Source organism: Mycobacterium colombiense, from assembly GCF_001953985.1.
Classification (GTDB): domain Bacteria; phylum Actinomycetota; class Actinomycetes; order Mycobacteriales; family Mycobacteriaceae; genus Mycobacterium; species Mycobacterium colombiense_B.
Genome location: NZ_MBEI01000028.1, coordinates 104,407 through 120,964, shown reverse-complemented (window position 1 = coordinate 120,964; position 16,558 = coordinate 104,407). Strand labels below are relative to the sequence as shown.

Annotated in this window: 16 protein-coding genes; 1 reads left to right on the top strand and 15 read right to left on the bottom strand. The window is 69.2% G+C overall.

Going from position 1 to position 16,558, the window contains the following annotated elements:
- From A5732_RS05440 to A5732_RS05400, 9 genes are all read right to left on the bottom strand, one after another.
- Positions 1-221 (bottom strand): DUF222 domain-containing protein (locus A5732_RS05440; protein WP_142256561.1); only part of this gene is annotated, 221 nt, incomplete at its 3' end.
- 118 nt (positions 222-339) lie between these two features.
- The gene (locus tag A5732_RS05435; RefSeq protein ID WP_076101244.1) at positions 340-3,240 is read right to left on the bottom strand and encodes an RND family transporter; all 2,901 of its coding nucleotides are present in this window, start codon (positions 3,238-3,240) and stop codon (positions 340-342) included.
- On the bottom strand, positions 3,237-3,683 hold the full coding sequence (locus A5732_RS05430) for an MmpS family transport accessory protein (RefSeq protein ID WP_196770784.1): 447 nt from the start codon (positions 3,681-3,683) through the stop codon (positions 3,237-3,239). Before A5732_RS05430 ends, A5732_RS05435 begins: the two co-directional genes overlap by 4 nt.
- A 168-nt stretch (positions 3,684-3,851) precedes the next feature.
- Positions 3,852-4,460, bottom strand: coding sequence for a TetR/AcrR family transcriptional regulator (locus A5732_RS05425; RefSeq protein ID WP_139334758.1), 609 nt, complete (start codon positions 4,458-4,460; stop codon positions 3,852-3,854).
- 62 nt (positions 4,461-4,522) lie between these two features.
- Positions 4,523-5,635 (bottom strand): cystathionine gamma-lyase, encoded by a 1,113-nt coding sequence (locus A5732_RS05420; RefSeq protein WP_076101241.1) that lies wholly within the window; start codon positions 5,633-5,635, stop codon positions 4,523-4,525.
- A 4-nt stretch (positions 5,636-5,639) separates the two neighbouring features.
- The gene (gene ligA / locus A5732_RS05415) at positions 5,640-7,721 is read right to left on the bottom strand and encodes an NAD-dependent DNA ligase LigA (protein WP_076101238.1); all 2,082 of its coding nucleotides are present in this window, start codon (positions 7,719-7,721) and stop codon (positions 5,640-5,642) included.
- A gap of 55 nt (positions 7,722-7,776) precedes the next feature.
- Positions 7,777-8,094 (bottom strand): ArsR/SmtB family transcription factor, encoded by a 318-nt coding sequence (locus tag A5732_RS05410; RefSeq protein WP_076101236.1) that lies wholly within the window; start codon positions 8,092-8,094, stop codon positions 7,777-7,779.
- Positions 8,091-8,573, bottom strand: coding sequence for an SRPBCC family protein (locus A5732_RS05405; protein WP_064954558.1), 483 nt, complete (start codon positions 8,571-8,573; stop codon positions 8,091-8,093). The genes A5732_RS05410 and A5732_RS05405 overlap by 4 nt, the downstream gene beginning before the upstream one ends.
- A 64-nt stretch (positions 8,574-8,637) precedes the next feature.
- A complete protein-coding gene (locus tag A5732_RS05400) occupies positions 8,638-9,666 on the bottom strand; it encodes a methionine synthase (protein WP_076101233.1) in 1,029 nt (342 codons plus the stop codon).
- Positions 9,667-9,765: 99 nt separating this feature from the next.
- Between A5732_RS05400 and A5732_RS05395 the strand changes: the two genes are divergently transcribed.
- A complete protein-coding gene (locus A5732_RS05395; protein WP_170880116.1) occupies positions 9,766-10,410 on the top strand; it encodes a sensor domain-containing protein in 645 nt (214 codons plus the stop codon).
- Positions 10,411-10,417: 7 nt separating this feature from the next.
- Here the strand turns inward: A5732_RS05395 and mnmA are convergent, their stop codons facing one another.
- The 6 genes from mnmA to A5732_RS05365 form a co-directional block, all read right to left on the bottom strand.
- Entirely contained in the window at positions 10,418-11,494 is a 1,077-nt protein-coding gene (mnmA, locus tag A5732_RS05390) for a tRNA 2-thiouridine(34) synthase MnmA (RefSeq protein ID WP_076055328.1), read from the bottom strand.
- Positions 11,495-12,673 (bottom strand): cysteine desulfurase family protein, encoded by a 1,179-nt coding sequence (locus A5732_RS05385; RefSeq protein WP_076101231.1) that lies wholly within the window; start codon positions 12,671-12,673, stop codon positions 11,495-11,497. It lies immediately after the preceding gene.
- A 33-nt stretch (positions 12,674-12,706) separates the two neighbouring features.
- A complete protein-coding gene (locus A5732_RS05380) occupies positions 12,707-13,552 on the bottom strand; it encodes a lysophospholipid acyltransferase family protein (protein WP_076101228.1) in 846 nt (281 codons plus the stop codon).
- Positions 13,549-14,397 (bottom strand): GNAT family N-acetyltransferase, encoded by an 849-nt coding sequence (locus A5732_RS05375; protein WP_076101225.1) that lies wholly within the window; start codon positions 14,395-14,397, stop codon positions 13,549-13,551. Before A5732_RS05375 ends, A5732_RS05380 begins: the two co-directional genes overlap by 4 nt.
- Positions 14,398-14,646: 249 nt before the next feature.
- Positions 14,647-15,603 carry an electron transfer flavoprotein subunit alpha/FixB family protein gene (locus A5732_RS05370; RefSeq protein ID WP_076055322.1) on the bottom strand — a complete coding sequence of 319 codons (957 nt, stop codon included), beginning with the start codon at positions 15,601-15,603 and terminating at the stop codon, positions 14,647-14,649.
- 34 nt (positions 15,604-15,637) lie between these two features.
- The gene (locus tag A5732_RS05365) at positions 15,638-16,429 is read right to left on the bottom strand and encodes an electron transfer flavoprotein subunit beta/FixA family protein (RefSeq protein ID WP_064954550.1); all 792 of its coding nucleotides are present in this window, start codon (positions 16,427-16,429) and stop codon (positions 15,638-15,640) included.
- Positions 16,430-16,558 lie beyond the last annotated feature (129 nt).

The window sequence follows — 16,558 nt, the reverse complement described above, 5'->3', positions numbered from 1 at the left end:
TTGGCCGGCGAGCAGCCAGTCTTCCACGCCACCAACGCCGGCACCGACCGCGCCCCGGTCACCCCGCACAGCCCGTCGCGATCGATCTCGGCCACGATCTCCACCATGCGCCCATCAATCGCATTGCGCTGACCGCTCAACTCCGCCCACTCCTCGAACAACACCTCAAGACGCTCACCAGGACTCGCCACCACGGCGCCAGCAGATGCGGTCGAAGTCATGACGCCATCATGACAGCCACCACCGACAAGTTCGGGCCGCCCGATCCCCGCTGAAGAATTCGGTGCGCGCATCCCCCGGCCCACGGCGGCAAGCAACAGGCCAGGCCTTGGAACCACATCAGCGAGCTGCTGATGACATCACCACCGGGTCGTCGTCGTCCCACAGCAGCAGTTGACGAACCGCCGGGCGCGGACCGTAGGGCCGCAGCATGGTGCTGGCCGGGCGCGGGCGCACCCGTTGCGGCCACCAGAACCAGCGCCCGAGAAGCCTTGCGACAGAAGGTGTCATGAACGAGCGCACGATCAGCGTGTCGAACAGCAGGCCGAGCCCGATCGTCGTTCCGATCTGGCCGAGCACCTGAAAACCGCTGAACACGAACGCACACATGGTGACGGCGAAAACGATGCCGGCCGAGGTTACGACGGAACCGGAGCCGGCCATCGCCCGGATGATGCCCGTGTTCAGGCCGGCATGGATCTCCTCTTTGAAGCGGGAGATCAACAGCAGGTTGTAGTCGGATCCGACCGCCAGCAACAGGATCACCGCCAGCGCCAGCACGACCCAGTACAGCTGGATGCCGAATATGTACTGCCACACCAGGACTGACAGGCCGAACGAGGCCCCCAGCGACAGGGCCACCGTGCCGACGATCACCAGCGCGGCGATGAGGCTGCGCGTGATGATCATCATGATCAGCAGGATGAGGCTCAGCGCGGCGAACGCCACGATCATCAGGTCGTACTTGGCGCCATCCTGGATGTCCTTGTACGTCGCGGCGGTACCGCCGACGTAGATGCCCGCCCCGGCCATGGGCGTGCCCTTCAAAGCCTCGTGCGCGGCCTTGGTAATCGGATCGATGTGCGAAATGCCCTCGGGCGTAGCGGGATCGCCTTCGTGCGTGACGATCATCCGGGCGGCCTTGCCGTCCGGGGAGAGGAACAGCTTCAGTCCACGCTTGAAGTCGGGGTTGTTGAACACCTCGGGCGGCAGATAGAAGGTGTCGTCGTTCTTGGCCGCGTCGAAGGCGCGCCCCAACGCCGTCGCGTTGTCGATCGCGGCCGCGGTCTGCGCGTAGATGCCGGACAGCGTGGCGTAATTCGCCAGCGTCAGATCGCGATTGGTCTGCTGGCTTTGGATCTGCGGCGGGATCAGCGCCGTTAGTTTGGGCTGCAACGCGTCGAGCTTGTCGAGCGACGCCGTGAGGTTTTCGAACTTCTCGGTGAGCTGGTCGATCCCGTCGATGGCGTCGAACAGGGAACGGAACGCGAAGCACGCGGGAATGTCGTAACAGTGCTTCTCCCAATAGAAATAGCTGCGCACCGGCCGGAAGAAGTCGTCGAAATTCGCGATCTTGTCGCGCAGGTCCTGGATGGTACCGAGCGTGTCGTGAAAGCTCTGAGTCTCGTCGTGGGTGGTGCCGGCGAGCTGCTGCTGCAGGGTGTACTGCTGCTTGAGGATGTTGATGGTCTTGGTCAGTTCGTTGGCCTGCTTGAGGGCATCGTCGGCCCGATCTCGTTGATACGTCAGGTTTTGCTGCTGCGCCGCGCTGGAATTGCTGACCACGAACGCGAGCGAACTGTGCACGAGCGGGGTGCCCAACGGCCTGGTGATGGTCTGCACCTGCGCGACGCCGGGAACGTGGAACACCGCCTTGGCCACCTTGTCCAACACGAGCATGCTTTCCGGGTTACGCATGTCGTGATCGGTTTCGACCATCAGCAGCTCGGGCTCCAGCCGGGCCCGCGAGAAGTGCTTCTCGGCCGCGGTGTAGCCGACATTGGCCGGCGCGCTGGCCGGCATGTAGGGCCGGGTGTCGTAGCTCGTCTTGTAGCCGGGCAGGGCGATCAGGCCGACCAGGGCCAGCGCGCACGCCGCCGCGAGCACGGCACCGGGCCAGCGGACGATGGCGGTGCCGATGCGCCGCCAGCCGCGGGTTCGTATCGCCCGCTTGGGGTCGAAGATGCCCACCATCGCACCCAGGGTGAGGATCGCCGGCCCCAGGGTGAGCGCGGCGAACAGCGCGACCAGGATGCCCAATGCGGCTGGTACGCCCAGGCTTTGGAAGTACGGCAACCGGGTGAAGCTCAGGCACGCGACCGCACCGGCCACGGTGAGCCCGGAGCCCAGCACGATGTGCGTCGTGCCGTGATACATCGTGTAGAAGGCCTTCTCGCGATCCTCACCGGTGCCGCGCGCCTCCTGATAGCGGCCGACGAAGAATATCGCGTAGTCGGTTCCGGCCGCGATCACCAGCAGCGTCAGCAGATTCGTCGCATACGTCGATAGACCGATCACGCCGGCGTTACCCAAAAACGCGACAAGTCCTCGGGCGGCTGACATTTCGATGAGCACCGTGGCGAGCACCAGCAGCGTGGTGAGTACCGAGCGGTACACGAAGAACAGCATCAGCGCGATCACCCCGATGGTGATCCCGGTGACCTTCGCGGTGCCCTTGCTGCCGACGTCGAACTGATCGGAGATCAGCGGCGCCGCACCGGTCACATAGGTTTTGACGCCGGGCGGCGGCTTCATGCGGTCGATGATGTCGCGCAGCGCCCCGACGCCCTCGTTTGCCAGCGCCGAGCCTTGATTGCCGGCAAGGTTCACCTGAACATAGGCGGCCTTGCCGTCGCTGCTCTGCGATCCCGCCGCGGTCAGGGTGTCGCCCCAGTAATCCTGGACGTGTTGGACGTGCTTGTGGTCCTGCTCGATCCTGCGGACCATCTCGTCGTAGAAGCGGTGGGCGTCGGCGCCCAGCGGCTTGTCGCCTTCCAACACGATCATCGCCGAGCTGTCGGTGGTGAACTCTCCGAACTTCTCGCCGATGCGCTTGATCGCCTTGAGCGACGGCGCATCTGGCGAGTTCAACGCCACGTTGTGGGTCTTGCCCACGTCTTCCAGCTGCGGCACCGCGATGTTGGTGAGGGCGGCCAGCGCGACCCAGAACAGCAGGATCGGCAGCGCGAGGCGGCGGATGGTGCGCGGCACGAACGGGCGCGAGTGTTGATCGTTGCTCATCCAGATTTATCCAGACAGAAGGTGTAGGCGTCGACTTTGTTGACGGTGCGTTGGTCTTTCACTTCTCCGTTGACGGTGATGCGGCAGCCCAGGGTGTCCCCGTTGCCCTGCGCGACGACGTTGCCGATGACCGCGGGCTCGGTCGTGGTGATGGTGAACGACCACGGCAGGGGCGCGTCCTTGACTTGCTGCGGCTGGGCGTTGACGTCGAGGTAGTTGATGGTCGCAGTCGCGCCCGGTGCACCGAAGACCTCCAGCACGACCTGCTTGGGGTTGAACGGGACGATCTCGTTGGACAGGCCGCTGTTGGCCGAGGTGCTGTTGTGCGACCACAGGATTCCGTGCAGGCGATAGATTCCGAATCCGGCGAGCACGACGACCACCACGGCGACGAGCACCATCCACCCCCGCTTCACCAGGGACGCGATCGAAAAGCCGTTCACCCGTTAGCCTTTCGAAGATCGGGCGACAAGATTCCACTCAAGCCAAACACGGCTGCCAACACCGTGAGTGTGATCGACAGCTATGACAGTACGGTACGGGACCGTACTGTACAAGAGACGCGGGCGTATATATTTTCCGGCCGGCGCCGGCGCTTACATGCGGCGTCTTTACTCCGCCGGCCTGGTCAGGCCGGGGATCAGGAACCCGTCGACGAACGCTTCCACGGTGCCTCGAGTGGGCGGGCGACCGGGCAGGATCGACCGGAAGATGAGATAGCCGGGCAGCAGGTCCCAGAGCTCGTCGGTGATGACGTCCTCGGAGATCTCGCCGCGGTCGGCAGCCTGATGCAGCACGTGCTGGATCGTGGCCTTGCGTTGGTCCAGGAACTGATGCTGCATGGCCTCGTTGAGCGCGGGGTGGCGCGACACCTCGACCATCACCGCGCGGATAGTGCCGGCGTGCTGCCCGCACTCCTGGGTGATGGTCTCGCCCAGGCTCAGCAGGTCGCCACGCAACGTGCCGGTGTTCGGCGGAACGGCCACCTGGCGGACGCCTTCGATGAAGGCCGCCAGCACCAGTTCGGCTTTGGACGGCCAGCGTCGGTAGACCGTGGCCTTGCTGGCGCGCGCGGCGTTGGCCACCGCATCCACCGTCAGCTGGTCGTAGCCGTGTTCCTGCAGCAGCGCCAGGGTCACGGCCAGTATCTCGGCCTCGCGCGGCGACCACGGCGACGCGTGCTCACACCGGTCGGCCGTCTGGGTCATAGAGCCCACGATAGAGCCGGTCGGGCGCTGCGGACCACTTTCGGTGCACTCGGGCCCCCACGAATGTGAATTCGTCAGCGGGAGGACATCAGCGCGCGTTCGATGTCGGCGAGTAGGTCGTCGGTGTCCTCGATGCCCAGCGAGATGCGCGCGAATCCGTCGGCGACCGGGTCTCCCCAACGCGCCCGGCGGTCCACCGACGTGTGCAGGCCTCCGAAACTGGTGGACGCGATCAGCAGTTCGCTGCGGTCCACCAGCGCGTGCACCGCGGCCGCGTCGGCCAGTTCGATGGAGACCAGCGCCCCGAATCGGCGCATCTGGGCCATGGCCACCTGATGCGCGGGGTCGTCGATCAATCCCGGGTAGCGCACCGACCGCACCGCCGGGTGGCGGGCCAGCATCGTCGCCAGCGCGCGGGCGTTCTGGCATTGCCGTTCGAAGCGCAATCCGGCAGTTGCCATGCTGCGCAACAGAAGCCACGCCTCGAACCCGCCCAGGATCGCGCCGGCGAGCAGCCGGTGTCGCTCCACCGCGGCCAGCAGCTCGGGGTGGCTGGTGGCGACGTAGCCGGCCAGCAGGTCACCGTGACCGGACAGGGCCTTGGTCGCACTGGCCACCACCGCGTCGGCGCCCAACGACAGCGGCTGCTGACCCAGGGGCGTGGCGGCGGTGTTGTCGACGACCAAGCGCGCGTTGCGGTCCCGGCAGATGCCGGCCAGCCGGTGCACGTCGATCACGTCCAAGGCCGGGTTGGTCGGCGTTTCGGCCAGCACCACGTCGGCGTGCGCGGCGGCGTCGTAGATCTGGTCGCTCGACGCCTCGATGACCGTCACACCGGCGGTCAGCAGGTCTTCGCGGGCGTAGCGGCGCACCTGGTAGTAGCCGTCGGCCGGCACCACCACCGTCGATCCGGGCGTCGCCAGCGCGCGCAGCACAGCGCCGATGGCCGCCATGCCCGAGCCGAACACCCGCGCGCCGGTGGCTCCCTCCAGCTCGGCGAGCGCCGACTCCAGTTGTCGCCAGGTCGGATTGGAGCCGCGGCCGTAGTTGTCTAAGGAACTCGTTTCGTCGGCGTCCAGGTGATAGGTGGCGGCGAGCACCGCCTGCGGCGCCACCGGCTGACCCGAAATCGCCTCGACGTCAATGGCTTTGAGGCTCCGCGTGGAGTCACCGTACCGACTGCCCATCGGCTCACTCCGCCGGGGTTTCGGGCGGGCCCTCGTCCAGCAGCCTCCGGAAGCCGTCCTCGTCGAGGACGGGCACCCCCAGCTCGATCGCCTTGTCGTACTTGGACCCCGGCGAATCGCCGGCCACGACGTAGTCGGTCTTCTTCGACACCGAGCCGGCGGCCTTGCCCCCGCGCGTCAGGATCGCCTCCTTGGCGTCATCGCGGGAAAAGCCGCCGAGCGAGCCGGTGACCACCACCGTCAGCCCCTCCAGCGTGCGCTGCACACTGGTGTCGCGCTCGTCGGCCATCCGCACGCCGGCCGCGCGCCACTTCTCGACGATCGCGCAATGCCAGTCGACGGTGAACCATTCGGTGAGCGCCGCCGCGATCGTCGGCCCGACGCCTTCCACCGCGGCCAGCCGCTCGGTCGACGCCGACACGATCGAGTCCAGATCGCCGAACTCTGTCGCCAGGGCGCGCGCGGCCGTCGGCCCGACGTGCCGGATCGACAACGCCACCAGGACCCGCCACAACGCCACCTTCTTGGCCTTGTCCAGGTTGTCCAGCAGCCGTTTGCCGTTGGCGGACAGGGCGCCGGCCTTCGTCCGGAACAGCTCGGTGCGCAACAGGTCGTCCTCGGTCAGCGTGAACAGGTCGCCCTCGTCGGCGATCACCCCGGCCTTGAGCAGTGCGATGGCCGCTTCGTAACCGAGGCCCTCGATGTCGAACGCACCGCGCCCGGCGACGTGGAACACCCGCTCCCGCAACTGCGCCGGACACGACCGGGCATTGGGGCAGCGGATGTCGGCGTCGCCCTCCTTGGCCGGCGCCAGCGTGGTGCCGCACTCGGGGCACGCGGTGGGCATGACGAATTCGCGTTCGGAGCCGTCGCGCAGGTCGACGACGGGACCGAGCACCTCCGGGATCACGTCGCCGGCTTTGCGGATCATCACGGTGTCGCCGATCAGCACGCCCTTGCGTTTCACCTCGGCGGCGTTGTGCAGGGTGGCCAGCCCCACCGTCGATCCGGCCACCTTCACCGGCGTCATGAAGGCGAACGGGGTGACGCGGCCGGTGCGCCCGACGTTGACGCGGATGTCGAGCAGCTTGGTCTGCGCCTCCTGCGGCGGGTACTTGTAGGCGACGGCCCAGCGCGGCGCGCGGGAGGTGGTCCCGAGCCGGCGCTGCAACGCGACGTCGTCGACTTTGACTACCACGCCGTCGATTTCGTGCTCGAGATCGTAGCGGTGCTCACCCCAGTAGCCGATCCGTTCCTCCACGGCGGCCAGGCCGCGCACCCGCGCGGTCTGTTCGGCGACCGGCAGCCCCCAGGCTTTCAGCGCGGTGTAGGCCTCGTGCTGTGTCTTCGGTGCGAATCCCTCGGTGCGGCCGATGCCGTGGCAGATCATCCGCAGCTTGCGCCGGGCGGTGACGGCCGGGTTCTTCTGGCGCAGCGACCCCGCGGCGCTGTTGCGCGGGTTGGCGAACGGCGCCTTGCCGTCTTCGACCAGGCTGGCGTTGAGCGCCTCGAAATCGGAGAGCAGGAAGAACGCCTCGCCGCGCACCTCGAGCAGGGCGGGAGTCGGGAAGTCCTTGCTGGCGGACAGCCGCTCGGGGACGTCGTCGATGGTGCGCGCGTTGAGCGTCACGTCCTCGCCGACCCGGCCGTCGCCGCGGGTCGCGGCGCGTTCCAGCCGGCCGTCGCGGTACACCAGCGCCAGGGCGACCCCGTCGATCTTGAGTTCGCAGAGGTAGTACGGCTCCTTGCCGACCTCGGTCTCGACGCGGTTGTTCCAGGCCACCAGCTCGTCGCGATCGAAGACGTCGTCGAGGCTCAGCATCCGTTCCAGGTGCTGCGCCTCGCCGAACTCGGTGGCAAAACCCGCCCCGCCGACCAGCTGGGTCGGGGAATCGGCCACCCTCAGCTCGGGGTGGCGCTCCTCCAACGCGAGCAGCTCGTTGAACATCGCGTCGAAGTCCGCATCCGAGATGATCGGGGCGTCCTTGATGTAGTAGCGGAACTGGTGTTCACGGACCTCTTCGGCGAGGTCCTGCCACTGCCGGCGAACCTCGGGCGGTACCGAATCAGCTTCTGCTGCGCTCACCTTGGCAGGCTATCCGAGGACACCGACGCGAAACCGGGCGCGCTCGGTCCTCCACTCAGTCCTCCACGTAGGCGCGCAGCCGATCCATCGCGGCATCCCAGCGCCGGGACAGCTGACTCAGGTAGTCGCTGGCCGACGCCAGCGGCTTGGTCTGCACCGTCCAGACCCGCTCGCGGCCCCGCCGGCTGCTGGTCACCAGCCCGACGGACTCCAGCAGCTGCAGGTGCTTGCTGGCCGCCTGCCGGGAGACCGGTATGACGCTGGTGACCTGCGATGTCGAACTGGGCCCCTGATCGCAGAGCCGCACGATGATGCGCAGCCGGTTGGGATCGCCGAGCGCGTCGAAGAGCGGCGCGTCGACGGCGACTTTCATACCCGGACGCCTTCGATGTACCTGCGCACCAACGTGGTCTGGATCGCCCAGCCCTCGCCGTTGGCCTCGAACGCTCCCCCGCGGCGCGCCTCGGGAATCGCCTCGAAACCGGATTCGGTGATGGTCAGCAGCACGCCGTCGGGCTGCTCGGACAGGGTGAACTCGACGAGCGTGGTCGGCTCGTGGTCGTAGTCGACGTCCGGGTCGACGGCGAACGGATGCCAGCGGTAGGCGAACCGGCACCGCGGCTCGAGGGCGACGATCTGCCAGGTGCTGCGCACCCCGGCGTGCGGCTCCTGACGCTTGGCGACCTCATCGTCGACGACGGTCGGGGTGATCGCCGCGGTCACCGACGTCCCGGCGACGAACGGCCCGTCGAAGCGCACCCCGAACCAGCGGCCGAACTCCTCGGCGTCGCTGATCGCCCGCCACACCCGCTCGAGCGGCGCGCGCAGCACCACCTGCTTCTCGATCTTCATATGCAACCTCCTGGTTGCCTATCACTTCAGCACAGCACGCCCAGAAACGCAACCTCCCGGTTGCCTATCCGATGGCGTCGGGATCCTCGGCGAACATTTCGGCCGCCTTGCGGGCCAGCTCGATCGCGGTCCGCGCCCACTCCGGCGTCGCACCCGCCAGACCACACGCGGGCGTGACGCCGATGCGGTCGCGCAGCGTCGAGCGGGCGAAGCCGAGCCGATCGGTCACCCCGACCACCGCGGCGGCCACCTCCTCCGCCGACGGCCGGCGCGGCGGGGCGTTGCCGGCGACCACTCCCAGCGCGACGGTGCGGCCGGACTCCACGAACTCGGCGACACCGTCCAGATCGGCCGCGCTCAGCGCGCCGGCGTCTACCGAGACGGCTCGAAAGGCACTGCGCTGCAACAGGTCCCATGGCAGACCGGGGGCGCAGCAGTGCAGCAGCGCCTCTCCGCCCACCGTCTGGGCGCAGGCGTCGAGCAGGCCCGCGGCCACCTCCTGGTCGATCGGCGCCACCGGGCTCAGCGCGGTCACCCCGCTCAGCCCGCCGCCCAGCGCCCTGGGCAGCGACGGCTCGTCGAACTGCACCACCACCTCCGCCTCGAGCCGGCGGGCCAGCCCCGCGCGATGCGCGGAGACGCCCTCGGCCAGCGACGCCGCCAGGTCGCGCAGCGCCCCGGGGTCGGTGATCGCCCGGTGGCCGTTGGACAGCTCGATCTCGGCGGCCAGGGTGATCGGGCCCGGCGCCTGCACCTTCACCACCCGGCCGTCGTTGCGCAGGCCGGCGGCCTCCCAGGCCTCTTCCAGCGCGTCCATGTCCTCGTCGAGCAGGCTGACGGCGCGGTGGGTGACCGCACCGGGCCGGGCGGCGAGCCGGTAGCCGCGCGGCACCGTGTCGATGGCCACGTCGATCAGTAGCGCGCCGGCCCGGCCGAGCATGTCGGCACCCACCCCGCGCGCCGGCAGCTCGACGATGTGCGCCAGCGCGCCCGCGAGTTCACCCACGACGACTTCGGCGGCCTGGCGCGCGGCGATGCCGGGCCACGATCCGACACCGCTGGCGTTGGCAAAGGGATGGGTGAAACCACTCACCGGGCAACCGTATTCGACGTCGGACCACCCGCCGGTCGGCAGGGGTCTGTGTGCCGCGGGACGGCGCGGGTAGGTTCAACGCCGAAGGGGTGCGAAAACGTGTCGCAGACGGCGAAATCGGCGTGGCTACCGGTGTTGTGCGCGGTGGTGGCGCTGGTGGCGGCGTGCACCCGGGTGGTGGACGGCGCGGCCGTGGCGGGATCCGGCGCCAACCGCAGGGTGGTGCAGGGCGTCGACGTCGACACGATCCTGCTGGATCAGTCGCGGATGCGCGCGATCACCGGCGCCGGTGACCATCTGACCATCATCCCGTCGATGGACGGCACCAGCCCGGTGGACATCGAGGCGCTGGCCGATACCGCGCCGCGCGAGTGCCGGTTCATCTACGCCGAGACCGCGACCTTCGGGCACGACCTCGAGGCGTTCCACAAGACGACGTTTCAGGACCCACCCGACGGCGCGCTGATCTCCGAAGGCGCCGCGGCCTACCGCGACGCCGACACCGCCCGGCGCGCCTTCGGCACCCTGGTCGGCACCGTCGGCGACTGCGCGAACGGCTCCAGCGGCCAGCTCTACGTCGGCGACTGGAAAGCCGACGCCACCTCGCTGCACCTGCGGCCCGGCGGGTGCGGCCGCGACTACCGGATCCTGTCTGTGGCCATGCTGGAGGTCACCTTCTGCGGCTTCGCACAATCGGTGTCCGACATCGTGATGACGAATATCTCCGCGAACATGCCGCGGTAGCCCGGATTCAGCGGGTGGTGCCGGCGATGGTGGCGCTGCCGAGCACCTCGTCACCGTCGGGATCGGGCCGGTACAGCACCAGCGTCTGCCCGCGGGCCACGCCGCGCATCGGCGCGCGCAGCCGCACCACGAGCTCGTCGTCGACCAGTTCGGCTATCGCGTCGGCCGTTTGGCCGTGCGCGCGCACCTGAACCGCGCACTCGACCGGGCTGGACGGCGTGACGCCCGAGGTGAAAATCGGTGTCCGCCCGACCATTTCGCGTATCTCGAGATCGGCCGCCTCGCCCACGTGCACGGTCGACGTCTCCGCATCGATCGCGGTCACGTAACGCGGCCGGCCGTCGGGTCCCGGACCGGCGATGCCGAGCCCCTTGCGCTGCCCGACGGTGAACCCGTGCACGCCGTCGTGCTCGGCGAGCACGGTCCCATCGGCGTTGACGACCGCACCGCGGCGCACCCCGATGCGCTCGCCCAGGAAGGCGCGGGTGTTGCCCGACGGGATGAAGCAGATGTCGTGGCTGTCCGGCTTGTCCGCGACGGTCAGGCCGCGCCGGGCGGCTTCGGCCCGGATCTGCGGCTTGGGGGTGTCCCCGATCGGGAACGCCGCGTGGCGCAGCTGCGCGGCGCTCAGGACGGCCAGCACGTAGGACTGGTCCTTGTCGTGATCGACGGCGCGGCGCAGCCGGCCATTCGAGAGCCGGGCGTAGTGGCCGGTGGCCACCGTGTCGAACCCGAGCGCAATGGCTTTCGCGGACAGCGCCGAGAACTTGATCTTCTGATTGCACACCACGCACGGGTTGGGGGTTTCGCCGCGCGCGTAGGACGACACGAATTCGTCGATGACGTCCGCCTGGAACCTCTCTGCGAAATCCCAGACGTAGAACGGGATTCCGAGCACATCCGCGACGCGGCGCGCGTCGGAGGCGTCTTCCTTCGAGCAGCACCCGCGCGAGCCGGTGCGCAGCGTGCCGGGCGCGCTGGACAGCGCCAGGTGCACGCCGACGACGTCGTGTCCGGCGTCGACCATCCGGGCGGCGGCGACCGACGAGTCGACGCCACCGCTCATGGCAGCAAGAACTTTCACTTACGACGCCCCCGCTGCGGCCAGCGCGGCGCGACGGGCGCGGTCCACCGCGCCGGGCAGTACCCGCAGCACCTCGTCGACGTCGGCGTCGACACTGGTGTGCCCCAACGACAGTCGCAAAGACCCGCGGGCGCTGGTCGCGTCGGCGCCCATCGCGATCAGCACGTGCGAGGGCTGGGCGACGCCGGCGGTGCACGCCGACCCCGTCGAGCACTCGATTCCGTTGGCGTCCAACAGCATCAGCAGGGCATCGCCTTCACAGCCGCGGAAGGTGAAGTGCGCATTGCCGGGCAGGCGGAGCGGATCGCGTGCCCCGTTGAGTGTGACGTCCTCGATGCCGCCCAGCACCCCGTCGACCAGCCGGTCGCGCAACGCCCGCAGCCGGGCGCTGTTGGCCTCGAGCCCGTCGACCGAGATCCGGGCCGCCGCCGCCATTCCGACCGCCCCGGCGACATCGGCGGTGCCCGAACGGATGTCGCGCTCCTGCCCGCCGCCGTGCGCCAGCGGCACGCACGCGACGTCGCGGCGTAGCAGCAGCGCCGCCACCGCGGGCGGGCCGCCGAACTTGTGCGCGGTCACGCTCATCGCCGACAAACCGCTGGCGGCGAAGTCGACCGGCAGCTGCCCCACCGCCTGCACGGCGTCGCTGTGCATCGGGACGCCGAATTCGGCCGCGACGGCGGCGAGTTCGGCGGCCGGCATCACGGTGCCGACCTCGTTGTTGGCCCACATCACCGAGACCAGCGCGACGTCGTCGTGGCGGGTGAGCACCTCACGCAGCGCCGCCGCCGACACCGACCCGTCCGCGGCGGTCGGAAGCCAGGTGACCTCGGCGCCCTCGTGTTCGACGAGCCAGTTCACCGAGTCCAGCACGGCGTGGTGTTCCACCTCGCTGGTGACGATGCGCCGGTGCCGCGGCTCGGCGTCGCGGCGGGCCCAGTAGATGCCCTTGACCGCCAGGTTGTCGCTCTCGGTGCCGCCGGCGGTGAAGATGACCTCCGACGGGCGCGCGCCCAGCCGGTCGGCGATCAGCTCACGGGATTCCTCGATGCGGCGCCGCGCCGCACGGCCGCTGGTGTGCAGCGAGGACGCATTGCCGACCGTGCCCAGCACAGCGGTCATCGCCTCGACGGCGGCGGGGTGCATCGGGGTGGTGGCGGCGTGATCCAGGTAGACCATGACGCGACCCACGATACCGGCCCGCCCGTTCGCTCAGGCCACCAGCACGTGCCCGTGACCAGCGCGCCGGTCGGTCCCGGCACCCACCGCGGACTGGCACCGGCCGGCCAGGGCACGCCGGTCGGTCCCGGGCAGCTGCAGAGACTCGACGTGCACCCGGGCCAGCGTGCGCGGCACCACGAGCAGCCGACGGATCGAGCTGAGCAGGGTCTCGTCGCCGACGAAGGCCGGCACCGTCGAGGGGCTGCCGTCCACGTGGTGATAGGTCAGCCGCAGCGGCTGCACCGGACGGCCGGCGTCGATCGCGGCCTGGAACATCGCCGGATAGAAGGCGCCGCGGTCCCGGCCGCACCAGGTGGTGCCCTCCGGAAAGGCGACGACCGTCTGACCGGCGCGCTGGCGGCGGGCGACGGCGTCGACCACGCCGGGCAGGCGCCGCAGACTGGACCGCTCGATCGGGATGATCTTCAGGAAGCGGGCCACGATCCCGGTCGCCGGACCGGTGAACATGTCGGCCCGCGCGACGAACGACCCCGGCAACACCGAACCGATGGCGAAGACGTCGAGCCAGGACATGTGCGGGCTCACCACCAGCACCCCGCTCAGGTTGCGAATCGGGTTGCCGGTCACGGTGATTCGGACACCCAGACAGCGCAGCACCAAGCGGCAGTAGATGCGTTGCACGCGGGTGCGGCCGGGCAGCGGCACCGCCAGCAGCGGCAGCCCCGGCGCCAGCAGCAGCGCCAGCGCGAGGCGAAGCGTCACCCGCAGCGCGCTGCGCAGCGGTCGCGACGCCACCACGTCGCCCGCACCCACACAGCCGGCGTCGCACGAGGCGCGCGGTAGCCAGGAGTGCCCGGTGCCCGCGGGGGCGGTCATCGCTCGCCGCCCGCCATTTCCGACGCCGCGGAGACCGATCGGAGTCGCTTGAGATATCGGACGTCGGCGTGCGCCTTGTCCAGCAGGACGCAGAAATCGCCGACGCCGAAGTCCGGGTCGTGCGCGGGCTCGCCGCACACCTGGGCGCCCAGCCGCAGGTAACCGCGCAGCAGCGCCGGCACCGAGGGCCGCGCCGGCGGCGCGATGTCGTCGATCGCCGTCCCGTCCACGACCACCGGCCGGTGCGGGTAGACGCGGTATTCCGGCGGGGCCCCGTGCCGGCTCAGGATGAAGTCGCGGACGCCGCGCAGCTGGCTGCCCGGCGGTACGTCGGATTCGCCGCCGATGGGCACCGACACGCACCCGGTCACGTGGTCGTAGCCGTAGCGGTCCAGATAGGCCAGGATGCCCGCCCACATCAACAGGACGACGCCGCCGTTGCGATGCCCGTCGCGCACCACGGCGCGTCCCATCTCCACCAGGGAGGACCGCAGCGGGTCGAGCGCGCGGATGTCGAACTCGGTGGCGGTGTAGAGCCCGCCGGCCGCGATGGCCCCCGCCGGCGCCAGCATGCGGTAGCAGCCGACCAGTTCACCGGTGTCGTCGTCGCGCACCAGCAGGTGGTCGCAGAACTCGTCGAACCTGTCGACGTCCCGTCCTTCCTGGTCGGCCGCCGGCAGTGCGAAGCCGGGCGTGCTGGTGAACACGTCGTACCGGAGTCGCTGCGCCGCCTCGATCATGGCGGGGTCGGTGGACAGCAACAGGGAGTAGCGGGGTGCGGCCGACGAGCTGGTGGCCGTACCGGTCGGCTTATCGCTGGGTATGAGGACTGAAGCAATGCTCATGAACCCCAACGTGGCGTAGTCGATGTGCTAGTCGGCATCGACGCTGTGACGTGTCGGTGCACGTGAGATGACGAACTGTTGCGAAAAAATGAGCGCCCCGGGTGCCGGAGAACCGATATACGGCTTCGCAACGCGCTAGCACGGGCGCTAGCGGATTCGGTGTTCGGTGCATGGTGCAGAGACCGCGCCGGCACGCAGGAACGCAAAAGCCCCCGGCACCGCGGCGCCGGGGGCTTGAGGCCGAGAAACTCAGCCCTTGCGCGTCTTGATCGCCTCGGTCAGCTGCGGAGCGACCTTGAACAGGTCGCCCACCACGCCGTAGTCGGCGATCTCGAAGATAGGTGCCTCTTCGTCCTTGTTGACCGCGATGATCGTCTTGGACGTCTGCATGCCCGCGCGGTGCTGGATGGCACCGGAGATGCCCAGCGCGATGTAGAGCTGCGGCGAGACCGTCTTACCGGTCTGGCCCACCTGGAACTGGCCCGGGTAGTAGCCGGAGTCGACGGCGGCGCGCGACGCACCGACGGCCGCACCCAGCGAGTCGGCCAGCTCCTCGACGACGCTGAAGTTCTCCGCGCTGCCCACACCGCGACCACCGGAGACGACGATGGTGGCCTCGGTCAGTTCCGGACGATCACCGGCGACCGCGGGCTCGCGGGCGGTGATCTTGGTGGCGTTCTCGGCGGGGGCCGGGACCTCGACCTTGACCTCTTCACCGGCGCCGGCCTGCGGCTCGGCGTCGACGGCTCCGGCGCGCAGCGTGATCACCGGGGTGTCGCCGTTGGCCTGCGCCTCGACGGTGAACGCACCACCGAAGATGGAGTGGATGGCCTTGGCGCCTTCCTTGACCTCGACCACGTCGACCAGCAGGCCGGATCCGATCCGGGCCGCGAGCCGGCCGGCGATTTCCTTGCCGTCGGCGCTGGCGGCCAGCAGCACCGCCGCCGGGGCGTTGGACTCGGCCAGCGCGGCCAGCACGTCGACCACCGGGGTGATCAGGTACTTGTCGACATCGTCGGACTCGGCGACGTAGATCTTGGCGGCGCCGGCCTCTTTCAGCGCGTCGGCCAGCGGGGCGGCCGTGCCCGGGGCGCCGACGACGACGGCGGACGGCTCGCCCAAAGCGCGGGCGGCGGTGATCAATTCGGCGGTGACCTTCTTCACCGCTCCTTCGGCGTGCTCGACGAGCACCAAAACTTCAGCCATGGGTTATCTCGCTCTTCTCGTCTAAGGAATCGGGTCAGATGATCTTCTGGGCAACCAGGTACTTGGCGACGTCGTTACCGCCCTCGCCCTCGTCGGTGACCTTCTCACCCGCGGTCTTCGGCGGCTTCGGCGTCGACGACAGCACGGACGACCCGGCGTTGGCCAGGCCGACCTCGTCGCTCTCGACCCCGATCTCCGCCAGGGTCAGCACCGTGACCTCTTTCTTCTTGGCGGCCATGATGCCCTTGAAGGACGGGAAGCGCGGCTCGTTGATCTTCTCGGTGACGCTGACCACCGCGGGCAGGCTCGCCTCCAAGTTGAAGACACCGTCGTCGGTCTCACGCTCGCCGGTGACCTTGCCGCCCTCGATGGAGAGCTTGCGCAGGTGGGTGAGCTGCGGCAGGCCCAGGTACTCGGCGATGATCGCCGGCACCGCGCCGCCCGTGCCGTCGGTGGCCTCATTGCCGGCGATGACCAGCTCGGTGCCCTCGATGGTGCCCAGCGCGCGCGCCAGCGCCCAGCCGGTCTGGACCACGTCGGAACCGTGCAGACCGTCGTCCTTGAGGTGGACGGCCTTGTCGGCGCCCATCGACAGAGCCTTGCGGATGGCCTCGGTGGCGCGCTCGGGGCCTGCGGTCAGGACCGTCACCGAGCCTTCGCCGCCCTCGCGCTCGCGGATCTGCAAGGCCTCTTCGACGGCGCGCTCGTTGATCTCGTCCAGCACCGCGTCGGCAGCCTCGCGGTCGAGCGTCCAGTCGCCGTCAGTCAGCTTGCGCTCCGACCAGGTGTCTGGGACCTGCTTTATCAGGACCACGATGTTCGTCATGAGTCTGGTTCGTCCTCCTCGAAGGGGTCCGCAGCGATCGACTGCGAGACCTCGGTACGCGTTTTTCGCAACGCACAGCCGTGTTACTACCCGGTAACTTTGTGCGGTATGCCTTCACACCATAGCTGG